This window comes from Streptomyces sp. NPDC004732 (assembly GCF_040609235.1).
Classification (GTDB): Bacteria; Actinomycetota; Actinomycetes; order Streptomycetales; family Streptomycetaceae; genus Streptomyces.
In genome coordinates, this window is sequence record NZ_JBEXJR010000001.1 from 343,737 (window position 1) to 363,486 (window position 19,750).

Sequence of the window (19,750 nt, forward strand, 5' to 3'; positions counted from 1 at the left end):
CGTCGTCAGCATGAAGAACACGACGACATCCATGGCCGCCCCGGCCGTCACGATCGGCGTCCGACTGCGTGACGCGCTGCCGGTGGAGCGGCTGGAGGGCACCGGCTTCCCCGGACGTTGGGTGGGTGGCACGTCGATGGTGCTCGGCCCGCTCCTGATGCTGGCCGGCGCGTCACTGCGGGCCCGCTTCCACTTCTTCTACCCCGACCAGCTCGCCGCGTACGAGCGGCATCCCACTCTGATGGCCACCGCGTACGGTCTCTTTGCCGCAGGCAGCCTGCTGCTCTGGCCCGCTGTGGCCGTGATGGCCGCTCGGATCGGGGGCCGGAGTGCCGGCTGGGGCCTGTGGGGCGGGGGCCTGGTGATGTTCGGACTGTTCGCCCGCGCCTTCCACGCAGGAGTGGACCACCTGGCCTTTCAGTTGGTGCGTTCCCAGGGAGTCGAAGCTGCGACCGAGGCGGTCTCCGCCGGCTACGGCGCCTTCCACGTCTTCGCTGCGCTGAACATCGCCATCCTCGCGGGGTGGATCGTCCTCGCCGTCGGAGCCTGGCGCACCCGAGTCCTCGGCCCTGTCCGTGCTGCCGCACTCGGCCTCACAGCGGCACTGCCTCTTGGAGTGCTCAAGGGGACTACCCCGCTGTCGCTGGTGGCCTTGGCCGGACTGTGCGCCGGGCTGGTGCCGTTCGGCTTGGCGCTGCTTCGTGAAGGGCCCCGCCCCAGCCGGAAGGCGGTGCTGCGCTGGGTGCCGCTGACCCTGGTGACGCTCGGGCTGCTGGTGCTGCTCGGACAGGCCGGCTGAGTGCACCCGTACCGGTACGGTCGGGCCATGAAGCCCAAGGGGCAGCGCCATCTGTACGCCCTCGACCTAGGCGTGGCCCTGGCCTTGACCGCCATGTATGTGGGCTTCGCCCAGCTGACCGCCGACGACGGCCAACCCACCTACGAAGGCCCGGTCTGGCTCGGCTGGTTGATCGCCGCCGCGGTCGGCCTGCCGATCGCCGTACGCCGACGGTGGCCGCTCGTGGTCCTGGGGGCCGTGCTCGCGGCTCTGGCCTCGGCGTCGCTCCTCGACCTTCCTCGCGAGCCCTACTTCGCCGCCGGTCTGGCGGCTTACCTCGTCGGACTGGCCGAGCCCGCCCGCCGGTCCGTACCCGCACTCGCGCTGACACTGCCGGTGGCGTGCGGCGCCGTCTACCTCGGCGAGGCGGTGATCACTCCCACCGAGAATTGGCGGGGTGCCGTAGGGGTGGCCGGACTGGTGCTGCTGGTGATCGGCGGGGCCTGGTGTCTGGGGTTCACCGTGCGCGGCCGCCGGGCCGAAGCCGGGCGGGACGAGCGGCGTCGGTCCGAGCGCGCGCTGGACGAGGAACGCCTGCGGATCGCCCGCGAGCTGCACGACATCGTCTCGCACAACCTCAGCCTGATCGCCGTCAAGGCGGGTGTCGCCGGGCATGTGGCGGAGGCCGACCCGCAGGAGGCACGGGCCGCGCTCAAGGTCATAGAGGAGACAAGCCGTTCCGCGCTGGCCGAGATGAGACGCACGCTCGGAGTGCTGCGCACCGAAGGTGCGCCCTTGGGGCCTGTACCGGACCTCGACCGCCTTGACTCGCTCGCCGCGGAGGCGAACCGGGCAGGGATTGACGTCGGCTTGACGGTGCACGGTACGCAGGGCCTGGCCGAGGGCACGCAGCTGACCATCTACCGGATCGTCCAGGAGGCCCTCACCAACGCTGTCCGGCACGCCGCCCCGACCCGCTGTCAGGTCACGGTCGAGGCGGACAAGCGCGAGATCCGCATCGACATCAAGGATGAGGGCCCATCGCCCGGACACGCTCCGGCCAACCGCCAACTACCCGGCGGACACGGCCTTCTGGGGATGCGAGAGCGGGCGATGATGTACGGCGGCAGTTTCGAGGCGGGCCCCCGCCCTGAGGGCGGCTTCGCGGTGTCCGTCCGGCTGCCCGCCGAAGGGAAGTAACCAGCATGACTGACGAGCCCGAGATCCAGGTGCTGATCGCCGACGACCAGGCGATGGTGCGCGGCAGCTTCCGCGTCCTTGTCGACCACACGCCCGGCATGATCGCCGTGGGTGAGGCCGAGGACGGAGCGGAGGCCGTCGAACTGGCAGGCCGGGGAAGGCCGGACGTCGTACTGATGGACGTACGCATGCCAAGACTGGACGGCATTGAGGCCACCCGGCAGATCTGCTCGGACCCGGCCCTGTCCGGCATCCGCGTCCTCATCCTCACCACCTTCGACCTGGACGACTACGTCTACGCCGCCCTGCGCGCCGGCGCCGCGGGCTTTCTGCTGAAGGACACCGCACCGAGCGAGGTCCTCACCGCCATCGGAGTGGTCGCTGCGGGCGAGGCACTGCTCGCTCCTACGGTGACCCGCCGCCTGATCGCGGAGTTCGCCCGCCGCCCGGAGCCGACGCGACGGCCGAGCCGCTCGCTGGACGCCCTCACCAACCGCGAGCTGGAGGTACTCGGCCTGATCGCCCGCGGCCTGTCCAATACAGAGATCACAGTCCACCTCCACCTGAGCCTGGCCACAGTCAAAACTCACATCGGGCGCCTGCTCGCCAAACTGCATGCACGCGACCGCGCCCAACTCGTGATCGTCGCCTACGAGACCGGACTCGTGGGCGACCCTCGCCCTGGGATGTGACGGTGACTTTGATGGCTTGAACTATTCAACGGCAGAGGGGTCTTCGTCGGTGCCGAGGAGGCCGGGATCGAGGACCCGCTTCCAGGAGGCCCCTGGCCCTCCAGCCGCCTCCGCCCCCTCCAGCACCCGAGATATTCCGCTTGGTGCGTGGCACCGGGCCTCCTCGCCGGGCGGATCACGTCAGCCGTCCGCCCTTACGCCAGTACGGGTTGTCCAGGATCGCGTTCTGCCGGTGCGCGATTGCCGCCGTGTGCGCGGGTGTCGATCCGAGGGGTGTGCAGAGCAGGCAGATGCTGGAGCCTGCCGAGCTTCGGATCGTACGAAGCGGTGGCCCCTCGTGCTCCGAACAGACCGGACCGCTCTCCAACGAGCGACCGTTGTCGCGCGGGGCCTCGTACGTCGTGCCGTCTGGGTCAGGTTGTGGTGTCTGCCGCGGCTGCTTGGAGTTCGTCGTCGCTCGCCCGGAAGTCGTCGAACTCACCTGCGATCACCCCGTCGAAGAACTTGCTGATCTCCACCCGGCTCATGAGCAGTACCGGGGCGGCCGGGTCCTTGTCGTCGCTGATGGCGATCATGCGGGTGCCGTCGGGGATGCTGTGGTGCGGGTGGCCCTGGGCGGGCGGTGCGGCCGCGAGAATTACGCAGTCCTTCAGGATCGGGTCGAGGTCGGTGCGGCCCGCCTTGCGCCAGTCCAGGCGCGGCGCGTTCCAGTTGTCGTAGGGGATCGTGGTCCTGCCGTTGGTGAGCGTGCCCATGTGGCGCCTCCTGTGGGGGTGGGGTTCCGGGGCTGGGGTGGATGGGGCTCCCTCAGGCGAATGCGGGCCGCGCGCCGCGGTACTGGCTGTGGTCAGGTGGAGAGCGCAGCGCGTGGCCCGGTGGGCGCGGCGCAGTCGCTCCCCGACCGGGCAGTAGTTCTCGACCCGGCAGGGCGCGCACTCCTCGAAGTGCGCGAGGAGATCCCCGTACGCCCGCCGCGCCTGCCGCTCCTCAACGGTCGTCTCCACGAGGGTCACCGCTGGCTCCGCTGCGACTCGCTGCGGGCGATGCGCACCAGCGCGGCGACGGACTGGACGGGGCACAAGTCGCCCACGATGCGGGGGCGCACCGCCCAGTACAGGCCCGTCGGGCCGGTGAGGTCGGAGGCCGGGACGGACAGGAAATGGCCGGACCCCAGCATGGGAGCCTCGCGGTACTCCTGCGTCCACCGCATCGTGGGCGTGCGCTCGACGAGCGCGTAGTACTCGTGCTTCGGCCGGTTGTGGACGACTGGTCCGTCGAGCAACTCGGCGAGCGTCTGCGTCGCGATCCCCAGGTCGTCGGTCCCGGCTGCGGAGTACACAAGCCGGGCGGGCAGGCACACCGCGTTGAAGCGCGTGCCCAGAGGCAGGAGGGCGATGCCCCGTTCCGCCCATTCCCGGTGGGCGTGGCGCGGCTCCTGCTGAGCACGCGCCAACCAGTCGAATACCGCCGAGGGCTCTCTTGCAGTGATCATTCGATCACCCGGCCAGGAAGAAGCCGCGGGGCGGGCACCTTGCGGTTACGGCCGAACGTCCTTTCAGGCCATGCCTGACCGCTCTCGTCGATCACGACCCCGGCCTTGATGCGTGTGCGTGTCACCGCCCCGCAGTCCCAGCACGCCGGCCCGTGAAGGCGGGCGATACTCACCTCACTCACAGGCGCGAGGAGTGCCTCCTCGCGTGTCATCTGGCGCGTCATCGGGCCCCTGACCTGTTTCGTTGCGTTGATGCACAGATCATGGGCGCTCGGTGGCCGAGTAAGGGATACGGCCTGTATCCCCGGGGGCTGTTGCGTCAGACGGCGCCGAGCCAGTCAGCGAAGTGGTGGAGAGACTCCTCGTCGGCGCGCTTCAACCGCAGGAGGGTTGCGGCGGTTTCACGGGCCCACGGGTGTTCACGCGTGTGCTGTGGAGCAATCAGCCGTGCGACCTTCAACGACTCGAAGGCATCGTTGAAGCGATTGCCCCACAGTTGCGCCCGGGACAACTCGATCCAAAACCCGGAGCGGCGCTCGGCCGGCAGATCGCTGGACGGCGCCCACTTCCGCGCGAGGGTGAACGCACGGTTGATGTGGTCGTGTCCGAGGCTGACGGCCACGGACACCTCGTGCACACGCACGGACTCCGGGCCGAACGCGGTACCGAGGTACGTACCCTCGCGGAGAAGCTGCGCCAGGCGCCGGGCCTCGGCGAGGTGCGTGTCAGCAGCGTCTGCGTTGCCGTCGCGGCCGGCGATGACGGCGGCCCGCATGTGCAGGGCGCCGCGGGCGGCTACAGCATCGGCGCTGGACGGAGCGGGCGCCGCGTCGACTGCAGCCTCCAGTGCAAGAGCGCCGGCCGCATGTGCACGCGCGGTGAAGAACGTCTCCGTGCGGACGTACGCCACCGACGCGGACAATAACGGGTCCTCCGCGTACGGGGCTGCCCACCTCATGAGCTCGATGAGACGGGCAGACAGGTCACGGGCCCCGTACTTGTAGGCCACGGCGTCGGCGGATCGAGCGGCGCCCACCAGGACGCGGGCTGCGACCCGGCGGTCTGCGGCGGCGTGGAATGCGGCGAGCGCGTCGCTGAGAAGTACCGGGGCGTGCTGGGCGATCAGGCCGTACTGCGCGGCGAGCCGCCAATGCACCCCTTCGTCGACCGCGCGACGCAGTTCGTCGAGGGTGCGGTTCGGCAGGCCAAGGGGGACGTCGTATGCGGCGATGCTCGCGGACACGTCCGGCAGCGCGGCATGTACGCGCCGCTCGGTGCCCGTGAAAGTGGTCAGCAGGCGAGTCGGGTCCACGCCGAGCGCTGCGGCGATCGCTTCGAGAGTGGCATCGCTGGGCTTGCGGACGCCACGTTCGATCGCCTTGACCATCGCGAGCGACACGAACGCCTCACGAGCCAGATCAGCTTGTCGCAGGCGTTTCGCCTTGCGGGTGGCGGCGATGCGCTGCCCCACGTGGCCATCGTCAAGCGCGGGCATACTCGCTCCAGTTCGAGGCGTCGACTTCGAACCGTACCCGCGTGATCACACATTGGTGCGTGGAACGGCCCCACCAGCAATCTGACGGTGGGGCCGCTTCGTTGACGCTCAGTGTGAGGCGATCGCCAAGAGGTCCATGAGCGAGTTGACGTGGTAGTCCGCGGTCGCGATCACCTCGGAGTCCTCCGCCCACAGGTGACCCCACGGTCCGCGTCGCAGGTGAGCCGTGCGCAGCCCGGCCGCGTGCGCGGGCAGCGTGTCGTTCTGCGGGTGGTCGCCCACGTAAAGGATCTCCTCGGCTGGACAGTCGGCCTCGGCGATGAGGCGCTCGAAGAACTCGGCCGACGGCTTCGCCACGCCCCACTCACCGGACGTGGCGATCAGGTCCGAAGGCAGGTCGAGACCTCGCAACAGCTCACCCGCGCGCACCGTCTGATTGCCCGCGACGATGACGCGGAGACCGGCATCCCGCAGTGCCGCCAGAGCCGGTCGGACGTCCTCGTACACGTCGGTCTCGTCGAGGTACTCGCCGCGGCCCGCCTCCTCACGGGCTCGGTACGCGGACGGGATATCCAGGCCCGGTTGGATGAGGCGGAGCGCTTCGGCGTTGTCCTTCCCTTGAGCGACCACGGCGCCCACGAGCGCCGAGACGGTATGACGTGGCACATGGAGCCAGTCGGCCCACGAGGCCCAGTGGCGGTCGTCTCGGACAAGGGTCTCGCCTACGTCGAAAGCGATGGTGCGGATCATTCCGGAACCCTAGTCGGGCCCGCAGAGAATGCGACGAAGCGGCCCGCGGGCATGGCGAAAGGCCCCCTCCCACCCGAAGGTGGGAGGGGGCCTGTTCACACGTACTGGGCCGGAGCTCCGTCACGACGGCAGATCAGCGCATCCGGATCGGACGCCGACGCCGGGCCCGGCTCGGCGGCTCAGTCCTTCAGGCTGTAGAAGTGGATGGGTGTGTTCGGCTTGAAGCCGATACGCGGGTAGACGGGGGCTCCGGCGACCGTCGCGTGCAAGGTGGCGCGGGTCAGGCCGGTGGCTTGGGCGCCCTCGTGCAGTGCCTTGCGCGTGACTGCCTCGCCGTAGCCCTTTCGCTGCCAGTCCGGGTCGGTGGCGACGAAGGCGACGAAGAGGCGGCCAGCCGCTTCGACCGTCGTGGCGCACGCCACCGGGACGTCGCCGCGCAGGGCCAGGTAGGCGTACATCTCGCTCTTCCAGCGCGCGGATCCGACCAGGCCGTCGCGGCCCTCCTCCACGGGGAACCCGTAGGCGCGCGACTGGAGGTCCGCGTAGGCCTGCAGGTGCTCGTCGGTGCGTACACGTACGAACGTCAGGTCGGGGTGGGCCGGGTCGGGGACGGGCAGCAGGTCTCCGGCCATGCCCGTGCCGGGGAAGGCGTACTGCAGACCGGCCCGCTCGGCCGCCGGGGCCAGCGCGGTGCGGGCCTCGTCGTCGAGGAGGTCCTCGAAGAGCCACAGGAAGCCCGGGTGCTTCTTCGCGCGCATGACGTCCGCCGCCTGGGTCAGGCGCTCCGCGACGAGATCGGCTCCCGCTCCCGGCTCGGTCAGAGTGATGCAGTTGTAGAACGAGAAGCTGCAGTCGGCCCAGCGGACGGCGATGCCGGGGAGGTCGCGCACGTCCGCGTCCGCATCGCGGTCGAGGACCATGGCGCGCCAGGCCACGGCGAGTTGCTGTGCCGATTCGATGGACTCCGTGGGGCCGGTCACCGTACTCCCGTGGGGCGTTGAGGTCGTGGAGGGGGCGGCACGCGGTGTCGCCGACATCAGATGATGCCCTCGTACTGCTTGTCCTCGGTGGAGGAACTGGAGCGGGGCACATGGTACGAGTCGCGTCCGAAGCGGCGCCACAGGGCGGCGATGAGGAAGGCCACCACTACGGCCACGGGGGTGTAGTTGAAGGTGGTGGCGGTGACCGGGCTGCTCTGGGGCAGCAGGAACAGCACCGTCACCGCGGCCGCCCACACCACCGCGATCCAGCCGATCGGACGGCTCCAGCGGCCCAGGTTCCAGGGCCCCGGGGTGAATCGGTCGCGGTGGATGAGTCGCAGCAGCACCGGGATGGCGTAGGCCGAGGTGAATCCCACGACGGAGATGGCGGTCACCGCCGCGAACGCCGTCGAGGAGTACAAGGACGGCAGCGCGAGCACGAAGGCCACGGCGACCGCGAGCCAGACCGCGTTGGCGGGGATGGCGGTGCGGCGGCTGAGCTTCTTCCAGCGCGTCGATCCGGGCAGGGCACCGTCGCGGGCGAAGGCGTAGATCATCCGGCTGGCGCTGGCGGTCACGGTGTAGCCGCACAGGAACTGGGCCACGATGATCACGAGCAGCAGGGCCTTGGCCGCCGCCATGCCCAGTGCGTCCAGGAGGATCTGCGCCACGGGTACGCCGGTCGGTCCTGCCAGGGTCGCGGTGTAGTCCTGGATGGCGAACAGCAGCGTGGTCAGCAGGATACCGCCGGCGATCCAGGACACCGCCACCGAACGGAAGACCCCGCGAGCCGCGGCGACGGAGGCATGGTTGGTCTCCTCGCTCAGGTGGGCCGAGGTGTCGTAGCCCGCCAGGGCGAAGACCGGCAGCAGCATGCCGAGCAGGATCACGTACGCCGGGGCGCCCCAGCCGGTGTTGTTGGTGAACTCGGAGAACACGAAACCGGCCGACTGGTGGTGGGACGGCACGAGCGCCAGGGAGCCGATGATGACGACGGCCCCTGCCAGGTGCCACCACGCGCTGATGGACGTCAGGATGTTCATCAGCCGGGTGCCGAAGAGGTTCAGGACCGCGTGCAGCGCGAGGATGACCGCGTAGATGGCCAGCAGGGAGCCCGAGCTCGCCGTGTAGTCGAACTGCAGGTTCAGCCACGCGGCGGTGAATGTCGCGATGCCGAAGTCCTGGGCGGCTATTCCACCGAGCAGGCCCAGGAGGTTGAGCCAGCCGGTGTACCAGCTCCAGCGCTCGCCTCCGAGCTGGCGGGCCATGTAGTACAGGCCGCCGCTCGTGGGGTAGCGGGAGGTGATCTCCGCCAGGGCCGCGGCCAGGCACAGCACCAGGGGCCCGACGGCGAGCCACCCCCACGTGATCACCGCGGGGCCGCCCGAGTTCAGGCCGTAGCCGAACAGGAGCAAGGTCCCCGACATGATCGAGATGACCGACAGGGAGGCCGAGAAGTTGCCGAAGGCCCCCATCCGGCGGTGCAGTTGCTGGGTGTAGCCCAGCGACTGGAGGAGGCGCGCGTCCTCACCGTCGTCGTCGACCGGGTTCGCCTGCTGGCGCGGTGCTCTTACCGAGGTCATGGGTTCTCCGCACAGGAAAGCTGAAATGGGGGGATGCAGGTGGGGTGGCTGCCGGGCCACCGGCGGGCCGTGGTGGCGCCCGCCCGTGGGGCCGGGTCGGCGGTCACGGGTGTCTTCCCGTGTTCCGCGGCTGGGATCTCCGACAGGCGACGCGGTCCTCCTCGAATGCCTTCCGCCACTGACCCTCGGGGTGCCGGGAGTCGAACTGCCATGGGGCAGGAGTGGCGAAGTCGCCGATGGCATCGAACACTTCGGACGCCCACTGGGCGAAGCCGCCCCTCGCCAAGGCGTAGGCGAGGTAGTTCAGATCCAGCTGGGAGCTGGTGGCCGGATCGCACTTCTGGAACCAGCCCTCGAATGCCTGCGTGATGGCACGGGTGGTGTCCTCCCTGGTCCACAGGAGGTTCAGCATGACCTCGGCGCCACTGTCCTGACGCTCCCGGTGCTCCTGCACACGGGCATAGAGGGGCAGCAGGAGCAGTGGCGAGTCGGGCGGCGAGAAAGAGACCGTCCAGCGGGCGAAGTCCGTCGCGACCGCCTGATGGCCCGCCGGGCCCGGGCGGGCCTGGAGCGCCTGGGACATGCGGTGCCAGGCCTCGCGGTTGAACGGATCCCGTCGGTGCACTTCCCCGAGCAGGCCCCACGGCCCGCCGGGCAGCAGATACTCATGGGGTGGCGGAGCCACGTGGTGCTCCGGGTAGAGTCCCGCCGCGTCCGCTTCGGCCAGGGCCAGGCGGCAGATCCAGGGCACCGCGTCGTCGGGGTTCCCCTCGCCCGCCTTGTGGCACGCGTCCCGGGCCCGGGCCACCAGTTTCTCCAGGTCCCCTGCCCGCCGGTAGTCACGCGCCCAGTTCTTCCGGTGGGCCTGCAGCACGCGTTCGGTGGCGACTCTGGCGTACATCACCCGCGCGGCGAGGCTCTCCGGTTCCTCTTTCAGCCACAGCTCGACGACGTTGGCCTGGGCCGCGACGACCCCGAGGACCTGGGTGCGGGACGTCCACTGCGGCCAGGTGCCCGTCCGGGCAAGGACCTGCCGCATCTGCATCCAGTAGCCCGCCTGAATGTCCTGCACCGCCGCATAGAGGTCTGCGTCTCGGCCGACCGGGTTCGCCCGGCCCGCCGGGTTCGAACTCTCCATCAGCGGTCACCTCGGCCCGGCCGCGCAGGGCGTGCTCTGCGGCGGGTCGCCTGCTGTCCGCTGCCGTGAGCACTGCGGCTCGCCGGGTGATGTGAGCACGACACCGGACGGTGTGCACGGGCGGCCATAGGCGGAAGGACCCTCGGGGCAGTTGGGACGGGTGGCACGGTCGTGCGGAGGACAGCGGTGTGGGCCGACTAGCAGGGTGGAGGCGACCGCTGGCGGAAAACGCGGACGTCGGCTTTCGCTCTTGGCCGATAGCGAGTGCCTCAGAGGTACTTAAGTGCCTGGAGAGGCGCATGACCAGAGAATCCCAAGATTGTTGGGTTACTCAGCTGCTGTTTTCAGCCACGCGGTAAACGAACGTCGCCATCCGTGACCGGACCCGCCGACCGCGACACTCGGACGGTGCGCCGACGCCCCTCGGACGCTCGCGACCGCGTGCTCATGTGCAGGTGGAACAGGGCCTCCGCGCTGAGCGGAAGCGGGTGAGCCGCTGGTGGACGGGCCCATGGCTGAACACGAGCCGGGCCGGTCGTGCTGTCCGCTGCCGGACCGCACGACCGCTCACCACGAGCACGCCCGGCCCTTCGGGGACGCCGATGCCGTCCGTCGCGCCTGGGCACCGCCACTTGCCGGAAACAGACGGTCAACTCGCTTATGGTCCAGGCCAATTGGGGGATGTTCCTCGTGCGTCGGCGCCGTTCGGGGTGCCGTGGTCAGGCTTGCGCGGGCGTCCCGATGGCGGTCTTCAAGTCACCCGATCATTCGGCCAGTTCGATGCGGTGGTCACTGACTGTGATCAGCTGTCGTCTTGGGGTGAAATGTGCGGCCGTTCCCGGGTGGTGAAGGTCTCGCTCCGCCGGAGCACGACGTACCGAGCGGGCCAGTCCGTCACGCCCGTCCGCCGTCCGAAGTCGGCGATCCGACGGTCGAGCACCGTGAACCACGGCGACACCGCGTCGAGGAAGGTCTCCTCCGTGGTCCAGGACGGCCCGCGCGACTGGTCCAGGGCGTCCTCCTCGTCGAGCGCGGCCGCCCCGACATGTACCCACAGCCCGCCGGGCCTGCACAACCGGGCCATCGACTCGGCGAACGTCCGACGCTCGCGGTGCGTGGGGCAGGTGTGCAGCACACCGCGGTCGAGGACCACCGGGAACGGGTCCAGGGGCACATGGCCTTTGACGTCCAGGACCTCGTACGACACCGCCGAACCGGCCGGAGCGCGGCGCCGGGCCTCTTTGATCGCCTGGGCCGAGAAGTCGCAGGCCGTCACGGTGTACGAGCGGTCGGCGAGCCAACGGGCGGTGGTGCCGAGGCCGCAGCCGACGTCCAGTACGTGGGCCGGGGGTGGGGCATGCTCGGCAAGGAGTTCGCCGAGCGCCGGATGCGGCTCCTCGTCCCATCCGACGACCGTGGAGTCGTAAGTGCGGTCCCACTCAGCAGCGTTGAGGGAGCGCAGCGGCAAGGCGGCTTCGTCACGAGTCATGTTCCGTCACCCCACGACCGGCCAGCGGGTGATGCGGGAGGGCAACCACCACAGGAGGGAGCCGACCTGGTGGACCAGGCCTGACTTCGTGAACGCCGCTGTCTCCGGTTGGCGGAAATCCGAGACGGGGGCGCCGTCCAGGAGCGATGCCAGCTTCGCTTTGTTGATCTTCCGCATGACGACGCGCCGTTGCTTCCCCAGGCGCAGGTCGGTGACCTCGATGAAGCCCGTGCCACGCCGGTAGCCGCACTTGTTCATGTGGAACGTGGTGCGCCACTGGTCGAGGACGGCGTCACCGTCGGGGCCCGCCAGCGAACGCGGCGGGTACAGGTGGCTGAACAGCCGCCATCGTGCGGTCTCGGCGCCCAGGTCCAGGTCCCAGTCGACGGAGAGACCGTGTCCCGTCAACTCCCTTACGTGGGTGAGTCCGCGGACCGCCTGCCGGTCCCCTTCGAGGTCGTCCTGACCGAGGATCAGGGGCTCGGGGAGGGCGACATGCCGGGCGCCCCGCGCGACCAGGTCCGAGACGGTCTGCACGGGCGTGTTCTCGTACCGCTCCTCCCCCAGGTATATGCCGTCCCTGGCGCGCGTCTCTTCGTCGCGTTCCCGCCAGGACCGGAGTGTCGTCGCCGCGGTCGCTTCCGGAACGCGGTCCGCCGAGCCGTGGTCGTCCAGCAGTGCGGGCACCAGTGCCGGACTGCCGTCGCGGGTCACCCAGCGCATGAGGTCCTGGTTGGCGGCATGCGGGACGACGTGCACGGCCTGGCCGCCGTCTTCGAAGAGCAGTCCCAGCGTGCGCCAGCGGGCGAGCAAGGCCGACAGGTCGTCCGCCGACCGGTCCTCCGCGGCGATGTCGTGATCGCCCGATCGCAGCTTCTTCAGCAGTACGTCGCTCGTGCAGGGCTGTTCCAGCAGACGGAACGCGGCCATCTCCCAGGGGTCCTCGATGGTCCGGGTTCGCCAGGTGAAACCGGGGCGGGTGTTGGTGAGGACTATGGAGTCCGTCAGGTCGCACTGCGTCAGCCGCCCCCGGGGGAACTCGTGGCGCCAGGTCTCGACGGCCTTCTCCAACCGCTCCGCGTGCGTGGTGGAAATGCCTTGGTGCGCCGCGTCGAAGACATAGGCCATGTCGCGGAGTTCGGATTCCGGGAGGTCGTAGATCACCGCGTAGTGCGCGGCGGGCCGCAGGTCGCCGAAGCCGAGTTCCGGGCGGTTGAAGTAGGGGCTGAAGCGTTCGATGGCTATGCGGGTGACCCCGTTGGGCGGGGCGAGATGGTGGATGGCGGGGAACTGGTCGATCACCGCGTCGTAATCCTCTTCGGTCTCGTCCGGGAAACCGAAGAGGTAGTTCCACACGACGCCGAGGCTCACCGACTCCGCGTCGCGCATCATGCGGACGTTCTGGCAGCCGGTCACGCCTTTGTCCATCAGCTTCAGCACACGGCCGTTGAGGCTTTCGATGCCGGGCTGCACATAGTGGATTCCGGCGGCTACGAGGGAGGCCAGCTGTTCGCGGCGCATGTTGGACTTGATCTCGTAACTGATGCGCAGGTCGCAGTCGGCCTCCGCGAGCCTCGGGACCATCGACCGCAGGTAATTCATGTCGAGGATGTTGTCCGCCACGGCGACGTTGAGCACCTGGTAGCGCTCGGTCATCGCGAGCAGTTCCTCGACGAACCGGTCCGGGCTCTTGCTGCGGAACTCCATGAACGAACCGTTGAGCCCGCAGAAGGTGCAGTGGTGCTTCTGACCCCACCAGCAGCCGCGTGAGCTCTCCACCACCAAATGGGGCTCGGCCATGGCTCCGGCGCGGGAGGCCGCGTGCTGCTCGAAGTAGTCCGTGTAATCCGGTGTGACCAGTGCCGACGCAGGCAAAGGAGCCGCGCTCATGGCGTTGGCGTGCGACGTGCCGTCCGCGGCGCGCCAGCAGAGCCCGGGAATGTCCGCGGGGCTCGACTTGTCGCGAAGACTGGAGAGGAGCCGCGTGAACGACAGCTCTCCCTCACCACGATTGACGTAGTCGATGAACGGGAAACCGCGGTGGAGCGCGGCGCCCTGCGGCCCGTCACAATTCCCGCCGCCCAGCACCACACACACCTCGGGTGCCGTCTTCTTGATGAGCCTGGCCGCGGCGAGCACGGCGCTGTTCTGCGCGAAGGTCGTCGAAAACCCGACGACGTCGGGCCGGTCGGCGAGGATGCGGGTGACCAGGGATTCGATGTACTCGGGAGCGAGCGCGTGCAGTTCCCGCCCCTTGTTGAGCATGTCCCCCGGGACCGCTCCCGCCACGAGATCCGCGAATTCGGTGTTGCGCCACTGCGGATCGTCGTACAGCGCGGAGGAGAAGATCCACTCGCTGTAGCCGGTGAAGTAGGAGTCCCAGCAGAAGTTGTACTCCTCGCGCGTCAGCCCTGCCCGCTCGGTGATCCAGTCGAGGTAGTCCAGATTGGCGTTCACGACGTCGACGCGACTGTCCGGGAACTCGTCCGCGACGCGCTGCTTGAGAATTCCCAGAGCCAGGGAAGGGAAGTCGATCGAGGCCCAGGGCATATTGACCAGCGTGATGTGCACCGTGTGACTCCTTCAGCGTGACGGACGCGTTGCCGTGAGCGGCTCGTCGCACAGGGCGTCCATGGCACCCACGTCCGCGGCGGCGAGTTTGCCGAGAAGGGACCGGCCCTGCGCACTGGTCGCGATCAAGGGCCCACCGGGCGCGGTGCTTCGGGTCACATGATTCTTCGGCAATGAGTAGACCTGTTCCCGTACCGGATCGGCCAAGAGGGTGGAGCCGCCGCCCGGGCCGCGCAGGTCAAACCTCGCCGGAGCACTCCGGATCCAGGGATGGGGGCGCAGGGCGATGCGCTTGGCTGGGGGCTGACCTGCGGCTTCGGTGACTTCCATGGCTTTGGCGGCCCCGCCCGCAGCCGCCGAGATCCGGCGCATCCCGTACTTGAGCCGCTTGAGCATGTCGGAGCGCCCGGGTCCGCCGACGACGGAGTGCCGCCTGCCCACCCTGCCGCCCAAGTAATTGAGCTCTCGGTTGTCGGCGAACGAAGCGGAGCTGTCGTCGAGGACCACTCCGAAGCGTTCCGGATCGGCCACCAGACGGGTTTCCGGCTCGGCCACCATGAGCTCGAAGGCATCAATGGCGAACTTCTCCCGATTGCGCTCCAGGAAGCGGAGCGATTCCTCGGCCTCCTCCTCCGTCTCGTCCAGAAGGCCGCCCATGACCGAGAGGTTGACCCGGATGTCCGCCGCCGCGAGGTTGTCGAGGATGGCCTGGAAGTCCGCGGCATCGACGCCCTTGTCCAGCTTGTCGAGCAGTCGCTGTGTGACGCCCTCGTAGCCGACGGCCATTCCCTCGCAGCCGAGGTCGGCCAGTTCCTTGCAGAAGGCCGGATCGAGGAGGATCGGTTCCAGCCGGTTGCGTGTATTGAAACGGACGTGGAGACCGCTCTCGCGCACCAGCCGCATGGCCCGGGCGAGCAGTCGCAGATTGGTGTTCTCGTCGACGACGGTGACGAAGTCGATTCCGGTGCTCTCCACGATCCGGCTTATCGCGTCCGCGAGTTGCCTCGGGGAAGCCTGCTGGTAGGCCCCGCGTTCCAGGGACCGGTTGCCGTAGGAACAGAAGATGCAGCGTCCCCAGTAACAGCCCACGCAGGACACCATGGAGAGGACGACGGTGTCATTGAGGTAGGAGTGCACCTTCAGCCCGCCGTAGTCGGGGGCGCCCACGTCCTTGAAGTGGAGAGTGGGCATTCGGCTGGGGGCCGTCGCGCCTTCTCCGGGGCTCAGCCACCTCATCCCCGGCACGTCGGAGCGCGAAGTGTTTCCGGTGAGATGGGCCAGCCAGCGCTCCAGGGGCTCTTCGCCCGCCGTGACGCAGAGCGCGTCCACCGCTGTACGTACCGAGGTCATCGCGGCCAGTTCGTCGTGGCGCAGCATGACCTGCTGTCCACCGAGGCAGATGGGCAAGCCCGGGTGCCGGAGCCGGATCCACCGGGCGATCAGCAGCGCCGGTGCCAACTGGCTGAAGAAGGCGACGGAGATGCCGACCGCCCGCGGCGCGGACTCGTCGAGCGCCTCCGTCAGCAATGCGTGCAGATTCCGGGTCGCGAAGTCGAGAGAGCCGAGCTGCGTGTCCGAGAGGCTGAGCACCGCACGGTCGAGTGCGTCGAAGTCGTCCCACACCTGCGACAACGGCGATTCGCGCACCATCAGTTGGGCGGCCTGCCGGGCCAGTCGCACCGCGCGCACGGGGCCGAGGCCGGGCGCCGGGTCCTTCGTCAGGACGAAGTCACGCAGCTCGCCGAGATGCTCCAGGGCGGCATCGGCCACCGCCGCCCGGTACCAGGTCGGCAGGTCCTGCGCCGTGTCCAGGGCGGCGGCCTCCCGGGTGAGCGCCGGGCCGTCCAGGAGCCGATGGACCAATTCAATGCTCAGATCGACCTGATGTGCGCTGAAACCGGACCGGCGGACGTGACCGGCGAGATAGGGCAGACTCAGATACGGAAAGAGAGTTGCCTCGGTGAGCGGCGGAAAGAGCAGCAAGAGATCCATGCCATCCGTCCTGATCCGGACGGATGGAGCCGACCGGGTGCGCGAGGTGCTGGAAGTCCGAATCGGCCCGCAGAGAACCGAAGGAGCTCACAAGGCGCCCACTCCGGCAGCGCGCAGGACGCAGAGCGCCGGAGAATGCGGAAGATCTTGTGAGCTCCTCGCGAAGCCATGCGGCCGGGCCGGTCAGCCCCCCGATATCTCCGAGGAACGGTCCGCGTTCTTGGCGATGTAGTTGTAGGCCGTGGACGAACCGCTGACTTGCAGTTCGTCCATCTCGAGTACTTCGAGTTCACCCAGGTCGCTGTCGACCTCGGTGCTCATCTGGATGTCCATGGAACCTCCATACGCGAGTGGAACACGAAACAGGAGTAGCCTTGTGGGCCTTCTGTCCTGGAACAGGCTCCCTGTGCGGTTTCATCACGGTCAAGAGCACTATTGAGCCATGGTCAGCCGGTCCGCCGCGAGCGCGTCGAAATCAGGGAACTTCAAAGCGATGTCGCTGCCGGTGAAGTTGCCGACCCACCCGTCCTCGTCGTGAAAGAAGCGAATGACGGTGTACGACGGAGCGGCACCCATGTCGAACCAGTGCTTGGTCCCGCGCGGCACCCACAGCAGGTCCCCCGCCTCGCACAGCACCGCATGCACTTCACTGCCGACGTGCAGATAGAAGGCCCCGGCGCCCGCGACGAAGAACCGCACCTCATCGTCGTCGTCATGCGTGTGCTCGCTGAGGAACTTCCGCCGCTCGGCCTTGGCGGTCAGCCGCCACCCCAGGTCCTTGCGCGGGCGCAGCCCCACGACGTCGATGGTGGCAAATCCCTCGGCGTCGGCCAGGCCGTCCACATCGTCCCGGTAGGCGTTCAACACCGCTGCGGGGTCCGGGTCTTCGGGCACGTCGGCGCGGAGTGCCCACTGCTCGTAGCGGACGCCCGCGGGGGCCAGCGCGGCGGCGATCTCACCGGGCTCGACGGTCCGGCGTACGACCGTGTCGGGGCCGGCATCCGACCACGTGATCAGCAGGGTCATGGCGCACTCCTCAAGGGCAGCGACAGGGCCAGGTAGTCGGGGTAGGTGTGCGGCAGGCCGGGGGCCATCTCCAGCACCCGCACGGGGTCCTCGACGGAGGTCTTCTTGAAGCCCGCAAGGCGGTAGACCGTGTACATCGCCTTGTTGACGTCCGTGGGCTTGAAGTCCGCCGTCAGACGCACGTGTTCGGCGTCTGCCGTCTGTGCCAGATAGCGCAGGATGGCGCCTCCGACGTTGCGGCCCATCACGCGGCAGGACATCAGGAACAGACGGATCCGCCATTCCTCCTCCGTCTTGCCGACCAGGGTGAGGCCGATGGTGCCGTACGTGCCGAAGCGGTCCGAGAGCCGGGCGACCAGGAGCGTCTGGTCCGGCCTGTCCATCAGCTCGCGCAGCTCCGCCTTGGAGAAGGTCAGTCCCGTGGTGTTGAGCTGGTGGGTGCGCTCGGTGAGTTCGGCGGCGCGTTCCAGGTCCTCGGGGGTGGCCACCTCGATCGCGAGGCGCATGTCCAGCGACCTGAGGAACTCGACCTGCGGGCCCGCGAACGACTTCTCGTAGGCGGTGCGCTCCTCCGCCTGCAGATACAGCGTGCGGCGGGCGCGCCCGTCCTCGGTCACCGGCCGGGTCAGCTCCGGGCGGTCGAGCAGGTCCACGGTCTCGACGGCATCCACGCACCGCACCTGCGGATGTACGAACTCGACCTCGGCCCGCTCGAAGGCGGAGTCGTCCACGAACATCAGCGTGTCGAGGCCGATGTTGAGCCGCTCCGCGATGCTCTGGACCAGCCCCGACTTGGGCTGCCACGAGACGTGCGGGACGAGGAAGTAGTCGCGGATGCCGAGGCGTTCGAGTTCGTCGAGGGCGGCCTTCTCGTCGTTCTTGCTGGCGATCGACTGCAGGATGCCGCGCTGGTCGAGCGTCTCGATCAGCTCACGGACGCCGGGGCGCAGCTTCACCCCGGGCCCTTCGGAGAGGATGCCCTCCCACACCGTGTCATCGAGGTCCCAGACGACACACTTGACCAGCTCACTCGGCACAGTCGGCTCCTGCTTCGAAAGGATATTGCGGGTGGCGCCTGCGCACCCGGAAGCGCTGCAGGCTCTCCTCGGCCAGAAGGTCCTGCAGCAGTTGCGTGCTGCCCTCGATGATCTGCATCACCCGTGCGTCGCGCACCCAGCGGTCCACCGGTCCGCCTTCCACCATGCCTGCCGCGCCGTGCAGTTGGGCTGCCGCGGCCGAGGCCCGGTCCGCCGCACGGGACGCCGCGAGCTTGGCGGTGAGCACGTGCTGGATCAGCCAGTCGTCCTGGGTGTCCATGGCCCGCGCCGCCTGCTCGCACAGGAGCCGCGCCGCCTCGGTGTCGAGCACGGCGTCGCTGACGAGCCCGCGTACGAGCTGCAGATCGATCAGCCGCCCGCCGAACTGCTTGCGGCTGCTGGTGTGGCCGATGATCGCGTCGCAGCACGCCTCGGCGATCCCGAGGGAGCCGTACGCGACACAGAGCCGCCCCAACGACAGCGCACCGCCCGCCACTTGGGAAACGCCGAAGCCGGGACGGCCCACCATGCGGTCGGCGGGGACACGGCAGCCGTCCAGGTGCAGGTCGGCCAGCATGGCGCTGCGGAAGCCGCTGGTGGGCCGACTGGGGACGACCGTGACGCCCGGGTCGTCCCGCTGGACGAGGAAGGCGACGCTGCGGTCGCCGTGCTTGGCGAAGACCAGGAAGCAGTCGGCGAGCCGGCCGAAGGACAGCCAGCGCTTCGTGCCGTCCAGACGCCACACGGTTTCCGCCGCGCCAGCGTCCGTCACACCGGCCTCTGTCGCACCGGCGTCTGTCGCACCGGCGCCTGCCGGGACCTCCTCCGGCACAGCCGTCGTCCCGACGGCCCCCGCGTCGCTGCCCGCGCCGTCCTCGGTGAGGCCGAACGCCCCGACGAGTTCACCCGCGGCGAGACGCGGCAGCAGCCGCTGCCGGACGGCCTCCGACCCCCAGCGGCTCAGGCTCGCGCACACCATTCCGTGCACGGTCAGCAGACTCTGCAGCGACGCCGAGGTGCGGGCCACCGCCCGGCTCAGCTCGCCGTACTGCTGGTGGCTCAGCGGCCGTCCCCCGTACTCCGCGGGCACCATCGCGGCCATCGCACCGGACCGGACGACCGCCGCGAGGACGTGCTCGGGCACCGCCTTCGCCGCCTCGATCTCGTCGGCCAGCGGCAGCAGCAGCCGCCCCAGCGCGGCCGCGTCCGGCGGCGGCTGGCTCATGCCTGTTTCCCCTGCACGAACCGCACGATGCTGTCCAGCGTGTCGAAGTTCTCGATCTCCAGGTCGTCGTCGTCGATGTCGACGCCGAACTCCTTCTCGAGGTGGCTGACGAGCGCAACGGTCGCCAGCGAACTGAGCACCCCACCGGTGATCAGTTGGATGCCTTCCAGCTCGGCGGGGTCGTCCACGTAGCGCGACAGGAAGTCGAGAACACGGGATCGGACGGCTGCGTCCTCGTAGACGGCGGTCACTGCAACATCACACTCCAACTCACATGGTCAAACAGGGCGGTGTCGATGACG

The 19,750-nt window shown here is 69.1% G+C and carries 18 protein-coding genes; 3 read left to right on the top strand and 15 right to left on the bottom strand.

Annotation, left to right across the window (positions count from 1 at the left end; translation table 11 throughout):
- Positions 1 to 10 precede the first annotated feature (10 nt).
- From ABZV77_RS01545 to ABZV77_RS01555, 3 genes are read left to right on the top strand one after another with little or no spacing between them, the layout of a single operon-like run.
- Positions 11 to 799: a hypothetical protein gene (locus ABZV77_RS01545; protein ID WP_356249102.1), complete on the top strand. Its 789-nt coding sequence runs from the start codon at positions 11 to 13 to the stop codon at positions 797 to 799.
- A gap of 27 nt (positions 800 to 826) precedes the next feature.
- Positions 827 to 1,978: a sensor histidine kinase gene (locus ABZV77_RS01550; protein ID WP_356249103.1), complete on the top strand. Its 1,152-nt coding sequence runs from the start codon at positions 827 to 829 to the stop codon at positions 1,976 to 1,978.
- Between the two features lie 5 nt (positions 1,979 to 1,983).
- Positions 1,984 to 2,670 (top strand): response regulator transcription factor, encoded by a 687-nt coding sequence (locus ABZV77_RS01555; protein ID WP_356249105.1) that lies wholly within the window; start codon positions 1,984 to 1,986, stop codon positions 2,668 to 2,670.
- Positions 2,671 to 3,083: 413 nt separating this feature from the next.
- Here the strand turns inward: ABZV77_RS01555 and ABZV77_RS01560 are convergent, their stop codons facing one another.
- The 15 genes from ABZV77_RS01560 to ABZV77_RS01630 form a co-directional block, all read right to left on the bottom strand.
- A complete protein-coding gene (locus ABZV77_RS01560; RefSeq protein ID WP_356249107.1) occupies positions 3,084 to 3,425 on the bottom strand; it encodes a DUF397 domain-containing protein in 342 nt (113 codons plus the stop codon).
- A 254-nt stretch (positions 3,426 to 3,679) separates the two neighbouring features.
- Positions 3,680 to 4,162, bottom strand: coding sequence for a hypothetical protein (locus ABZV77_RS01565; RefSeq protein WP_356249109.1), 483 nt, complete (start codon positions 4,160 to 4,162; stop codon positions 3,680 to 3,682).
- A 319-nt stretch (positions 4,163 to 4,481) separates the two neighbouring features.
- Positions 4,482 to 5,657 carry a helix-turn-helix transcriptional regulator gene (locus tag ABZV77_RS01570; RefSeq protein WP_356249111.1) on the bottom strand — a complete coding sequence of 392 codons (1,176 nt, stop codon included), beginning with the start codon at positions 5,655 to 5,657 and terminating at the stop codon, positions 4,482 to 4,484.
- A 108-nt stretch (positions 5,658 to 5,765) separates the two neighbouring features.
- Positions 5,766 to 6,407 (bottom strand): HAD family hydrolase, encoded by a 642-nt coding sequence (locus ABZV77_RS01575; RefSeq protein WP_356249113.1) that lies wholly within the window; start codon positions 6,405 to 6,407, stop codon positions 5,766 to 5,768.
- Positions 6,408 to 6,586: 179 nt separating this feature from the next.
- Complete coding sequence (locus tag ABZV77_RS01580) at positions 6,587 to 7,387, bottom strand: GNAT family N-acetyltransferase (protein ID WP_356249115.1); 801 nt, start codon at positions 7,385 to 7,387, stop codon at positions 6,587 to 6,589.
- A gap of 56 nt (positions 7,388 to 7,443) precedes the next feature.
- Entirely contained in the window at positions 7,444 to 8,970 is a 1,527-nt protein-coding gene (locus ABZV77_RS01585; RefSeq protein ID WP_356249116.1) for an amino acid permease, read from the bottom strand.
- Between the two features lie 103 nt (positions 8,971 to 9,073).
- Positions 9,074 to 10,108 carry a hypothetical protein gene (locus ABZV77_RS01590; protein ID WP_356249118.1) on the bottom strand — a complete coding sequence of 345 codons (1,035 nt, stop codon included), beginning with the start codon at positions 10,106 to 10,108 and terminating at the stop codon, positions 9,074 to 9,076.
- An 802-nt stretch (positions 10,109 to 10,910) separates the two neighbouring features.
- Positions 10,911 to 11,597 carry a class I SAM-dependent methyltransferase gene (locus ABZV77_RS01595; RefSeq protein ID WP_356249120.1) on the bottom strand — a complete coding sequence of 229 codons (687 nt, stop codon included), beginning with the start codon at positions 11,595 to 11,597 and terminating at the stop codon, positions 10,911 to 10,913.
- A gap of 6 nt (positions 11,598 to 11,603) precedes the next feature.
- Complete coding sequence (locus tag ABZV77_RS01600) at positions 11,604 to 14,168, bottom strand: RiPP maturation radical SAM C-methyltransferase (RefSeq protein WP_356249122.1); 2,565 nt, start codon at positions 14,166 to 14,168, stop codon at positions 11,604 to 11,606.
- A gap of 12 nt (positions 14,169 to 14,180) precedes the next feature.
- Complete coding sequence (locus ABZV77_RS01605; RefSeq protein ID WP_356249124.1) at positions 14,181 to 16,160, bottom strand: radical SAM protein; 1,980 nt, start codon at positions 16,158 to 16,160, stop codon at positions 14,181 to 14,183.
- A 183-nt stretch (positions 16,161 to 16,343) separates the two neighbouring features.
- A complete protein-coding gene (locus ABZV77_RS01610) occupies positions 16,344 to 16,493 on the bottom strand; it encodes a hypothetical protein (RefSeq protein ID WP_157868926.1) in 150 nt (49 codons plus the stop codon).
- Between the two features lie 99 nt (positions 16,494 to 16,592).
- Complete coding sequence (locus ABZV77_RS01615) at positions 16,593 to 17,186, bottom strand: cupin (protein ID WP_356249126.1); 594 nt, start codon at positions 17,184 to 17,186, stop codon at positions 16,593 to 16,595.
- Positions 17,183 to 18,223, bottom strand: coding sequence for an HAD-IIIC family phosphatase (locus ABZV77_RS01620; RefSeq protein WP_356249128.1), 1,041 nt, complete (start codon positions 18,221 to 18,223; stop codon positions 17,183 to 17,185). Before ABZV77_RS01620 ends, ABZV77_RS01615 begins: the two co-directional genes overlap by 4 nt.
- Entirely contained in the window at positions 18,213 to 19,448 is a 1,236-nt protein-coding gene (locus ABZV77_RS01625; RefSeq protein ID WP_356249130.1) for an acyl-CoA dehydrogenase family protein, read from the bottom strand. The genes ABZV77_RS01620 and ABZV77_RS01625 overlap by 11 nt, the downstream gene beginning before the upstream one ends.
- Positions 19,445 to 19,699, bottom strand: coding sequence for an acyl carrier protein (locus tag ABZV77_RS01630; RefSeq protein WP_356249132.1), 255 nt, complete (start codon positions 19,697 to 19,699; stop codon positions 19,445 to 19,447). Before ABZV77_RS01630 ends, ABZV77_RS01625 begins: the two co-directional genes overlap by 4 nt.
- Between the last annotated feature and the right edge of the window lie 51 nt (positions 19,700 to 19,750).

Bases quoted from the DNA above. Each gene is read 5' to 3' on its own strand.
- ABZV77_RS01545 (WP_356249102.1), top strand. From the start codon at position 11: ATGAAGAACACGACGACATCCATGGCCGCCCCGGCCGTCACGATCGGC.
- ABZV77_RS01550 (WP_356249103.1), top strand. From the start codon at position 827: ATGAAGCCCAAGGGGCAGCGCCATCTGTACGCCCTCGACCTAGGCGTG.
- ABZV77_RS01555 (WP_356249105.1), top strand. From the start codon at position 1,984: ATGACTGACGAGCCCGAGATCCAGGTGCTGATCGCCGACGACCAGGCG.
- ABZV77_RS01560 (WP_356249107.1), bottom strand. From the start codon at position 3,425: ATGGGCACGCTCACCAACGGCAGGACCACGATCCCCTACGACAACTGG.
- ABZV77_RS01565 (WP_356249109.1), bottom strand. From the start codon at position 4,162: ATGATCACTGCAAGAGAGCCCTCGGCGGTATTCGACTGGTTGGCGCGT.
- ABZV77_RS01570 (WP_356249111.1), bottom strand. From the start codon at position 5,657: ATGCCCGCGCTTGACGATGGCCACGTGGGGCAGCGCATCGCCGCCACC.
- ABZV77_RS01575 (WP_356249113.1), bottom strand. From the start codon at position 6,407: ATGATCCGCACCATCGCTTTCGACGTAGGCGAGACCCTTGTCCGAGAC.
- ABZV77_RS01585 (WP_356249116.1), bottom strand. From the start codon at position 8,970: ATGACCTCGGTAAGAGCACCGCGCCAGCAGGCGAACCCGGTCGACGAC.
- ABZV77_RS01590 (WP_356249118.1), bottom strand. From the start codon at position 10,108: ATGGAGAGTTCGAACCCGGCGGGCCGGGCGAACCCGGTCGGCCGAGAC.
- ABZV77_RS01595 (WP_356249120.1), bottom strand. From the start codon at position 11,597: ATGACTCGTGACGAAGCCGCCTTGCCGCTGCGCTCCCTCAACGCTGCT.
- ABZV77_RS01605 (WP_356249124.1), bottom strand. From the start codon at position 16,160: ATGGATCTCTTGCTGCTCTTTCCGCCGCTCACCGAGGCAACTCTCTTT.
- ABZV77_RS01610 (WP_157868926.1), bottom strand. From the start codon at position 16,493: ATGGACATCCAGATGAGCACCGAGGTCGACAGCGACCTGGGTGAACTC.
- ABZV77_RS01615 (WP_356249126.1), bottom strand. From the start codon at position 17,186: ATGACCCTGCTGATCACGTGGTCGGATGCCGGCCCCGACACGGTCGTA.
- ABZV77_RS01625 (WP_356249130.1), bottom strand. From the start codon at position 19,448: ATGAGCCAGCCGCCGCCGGACGCGGCCGCGCTGGGGCGGCTGCTGCTG.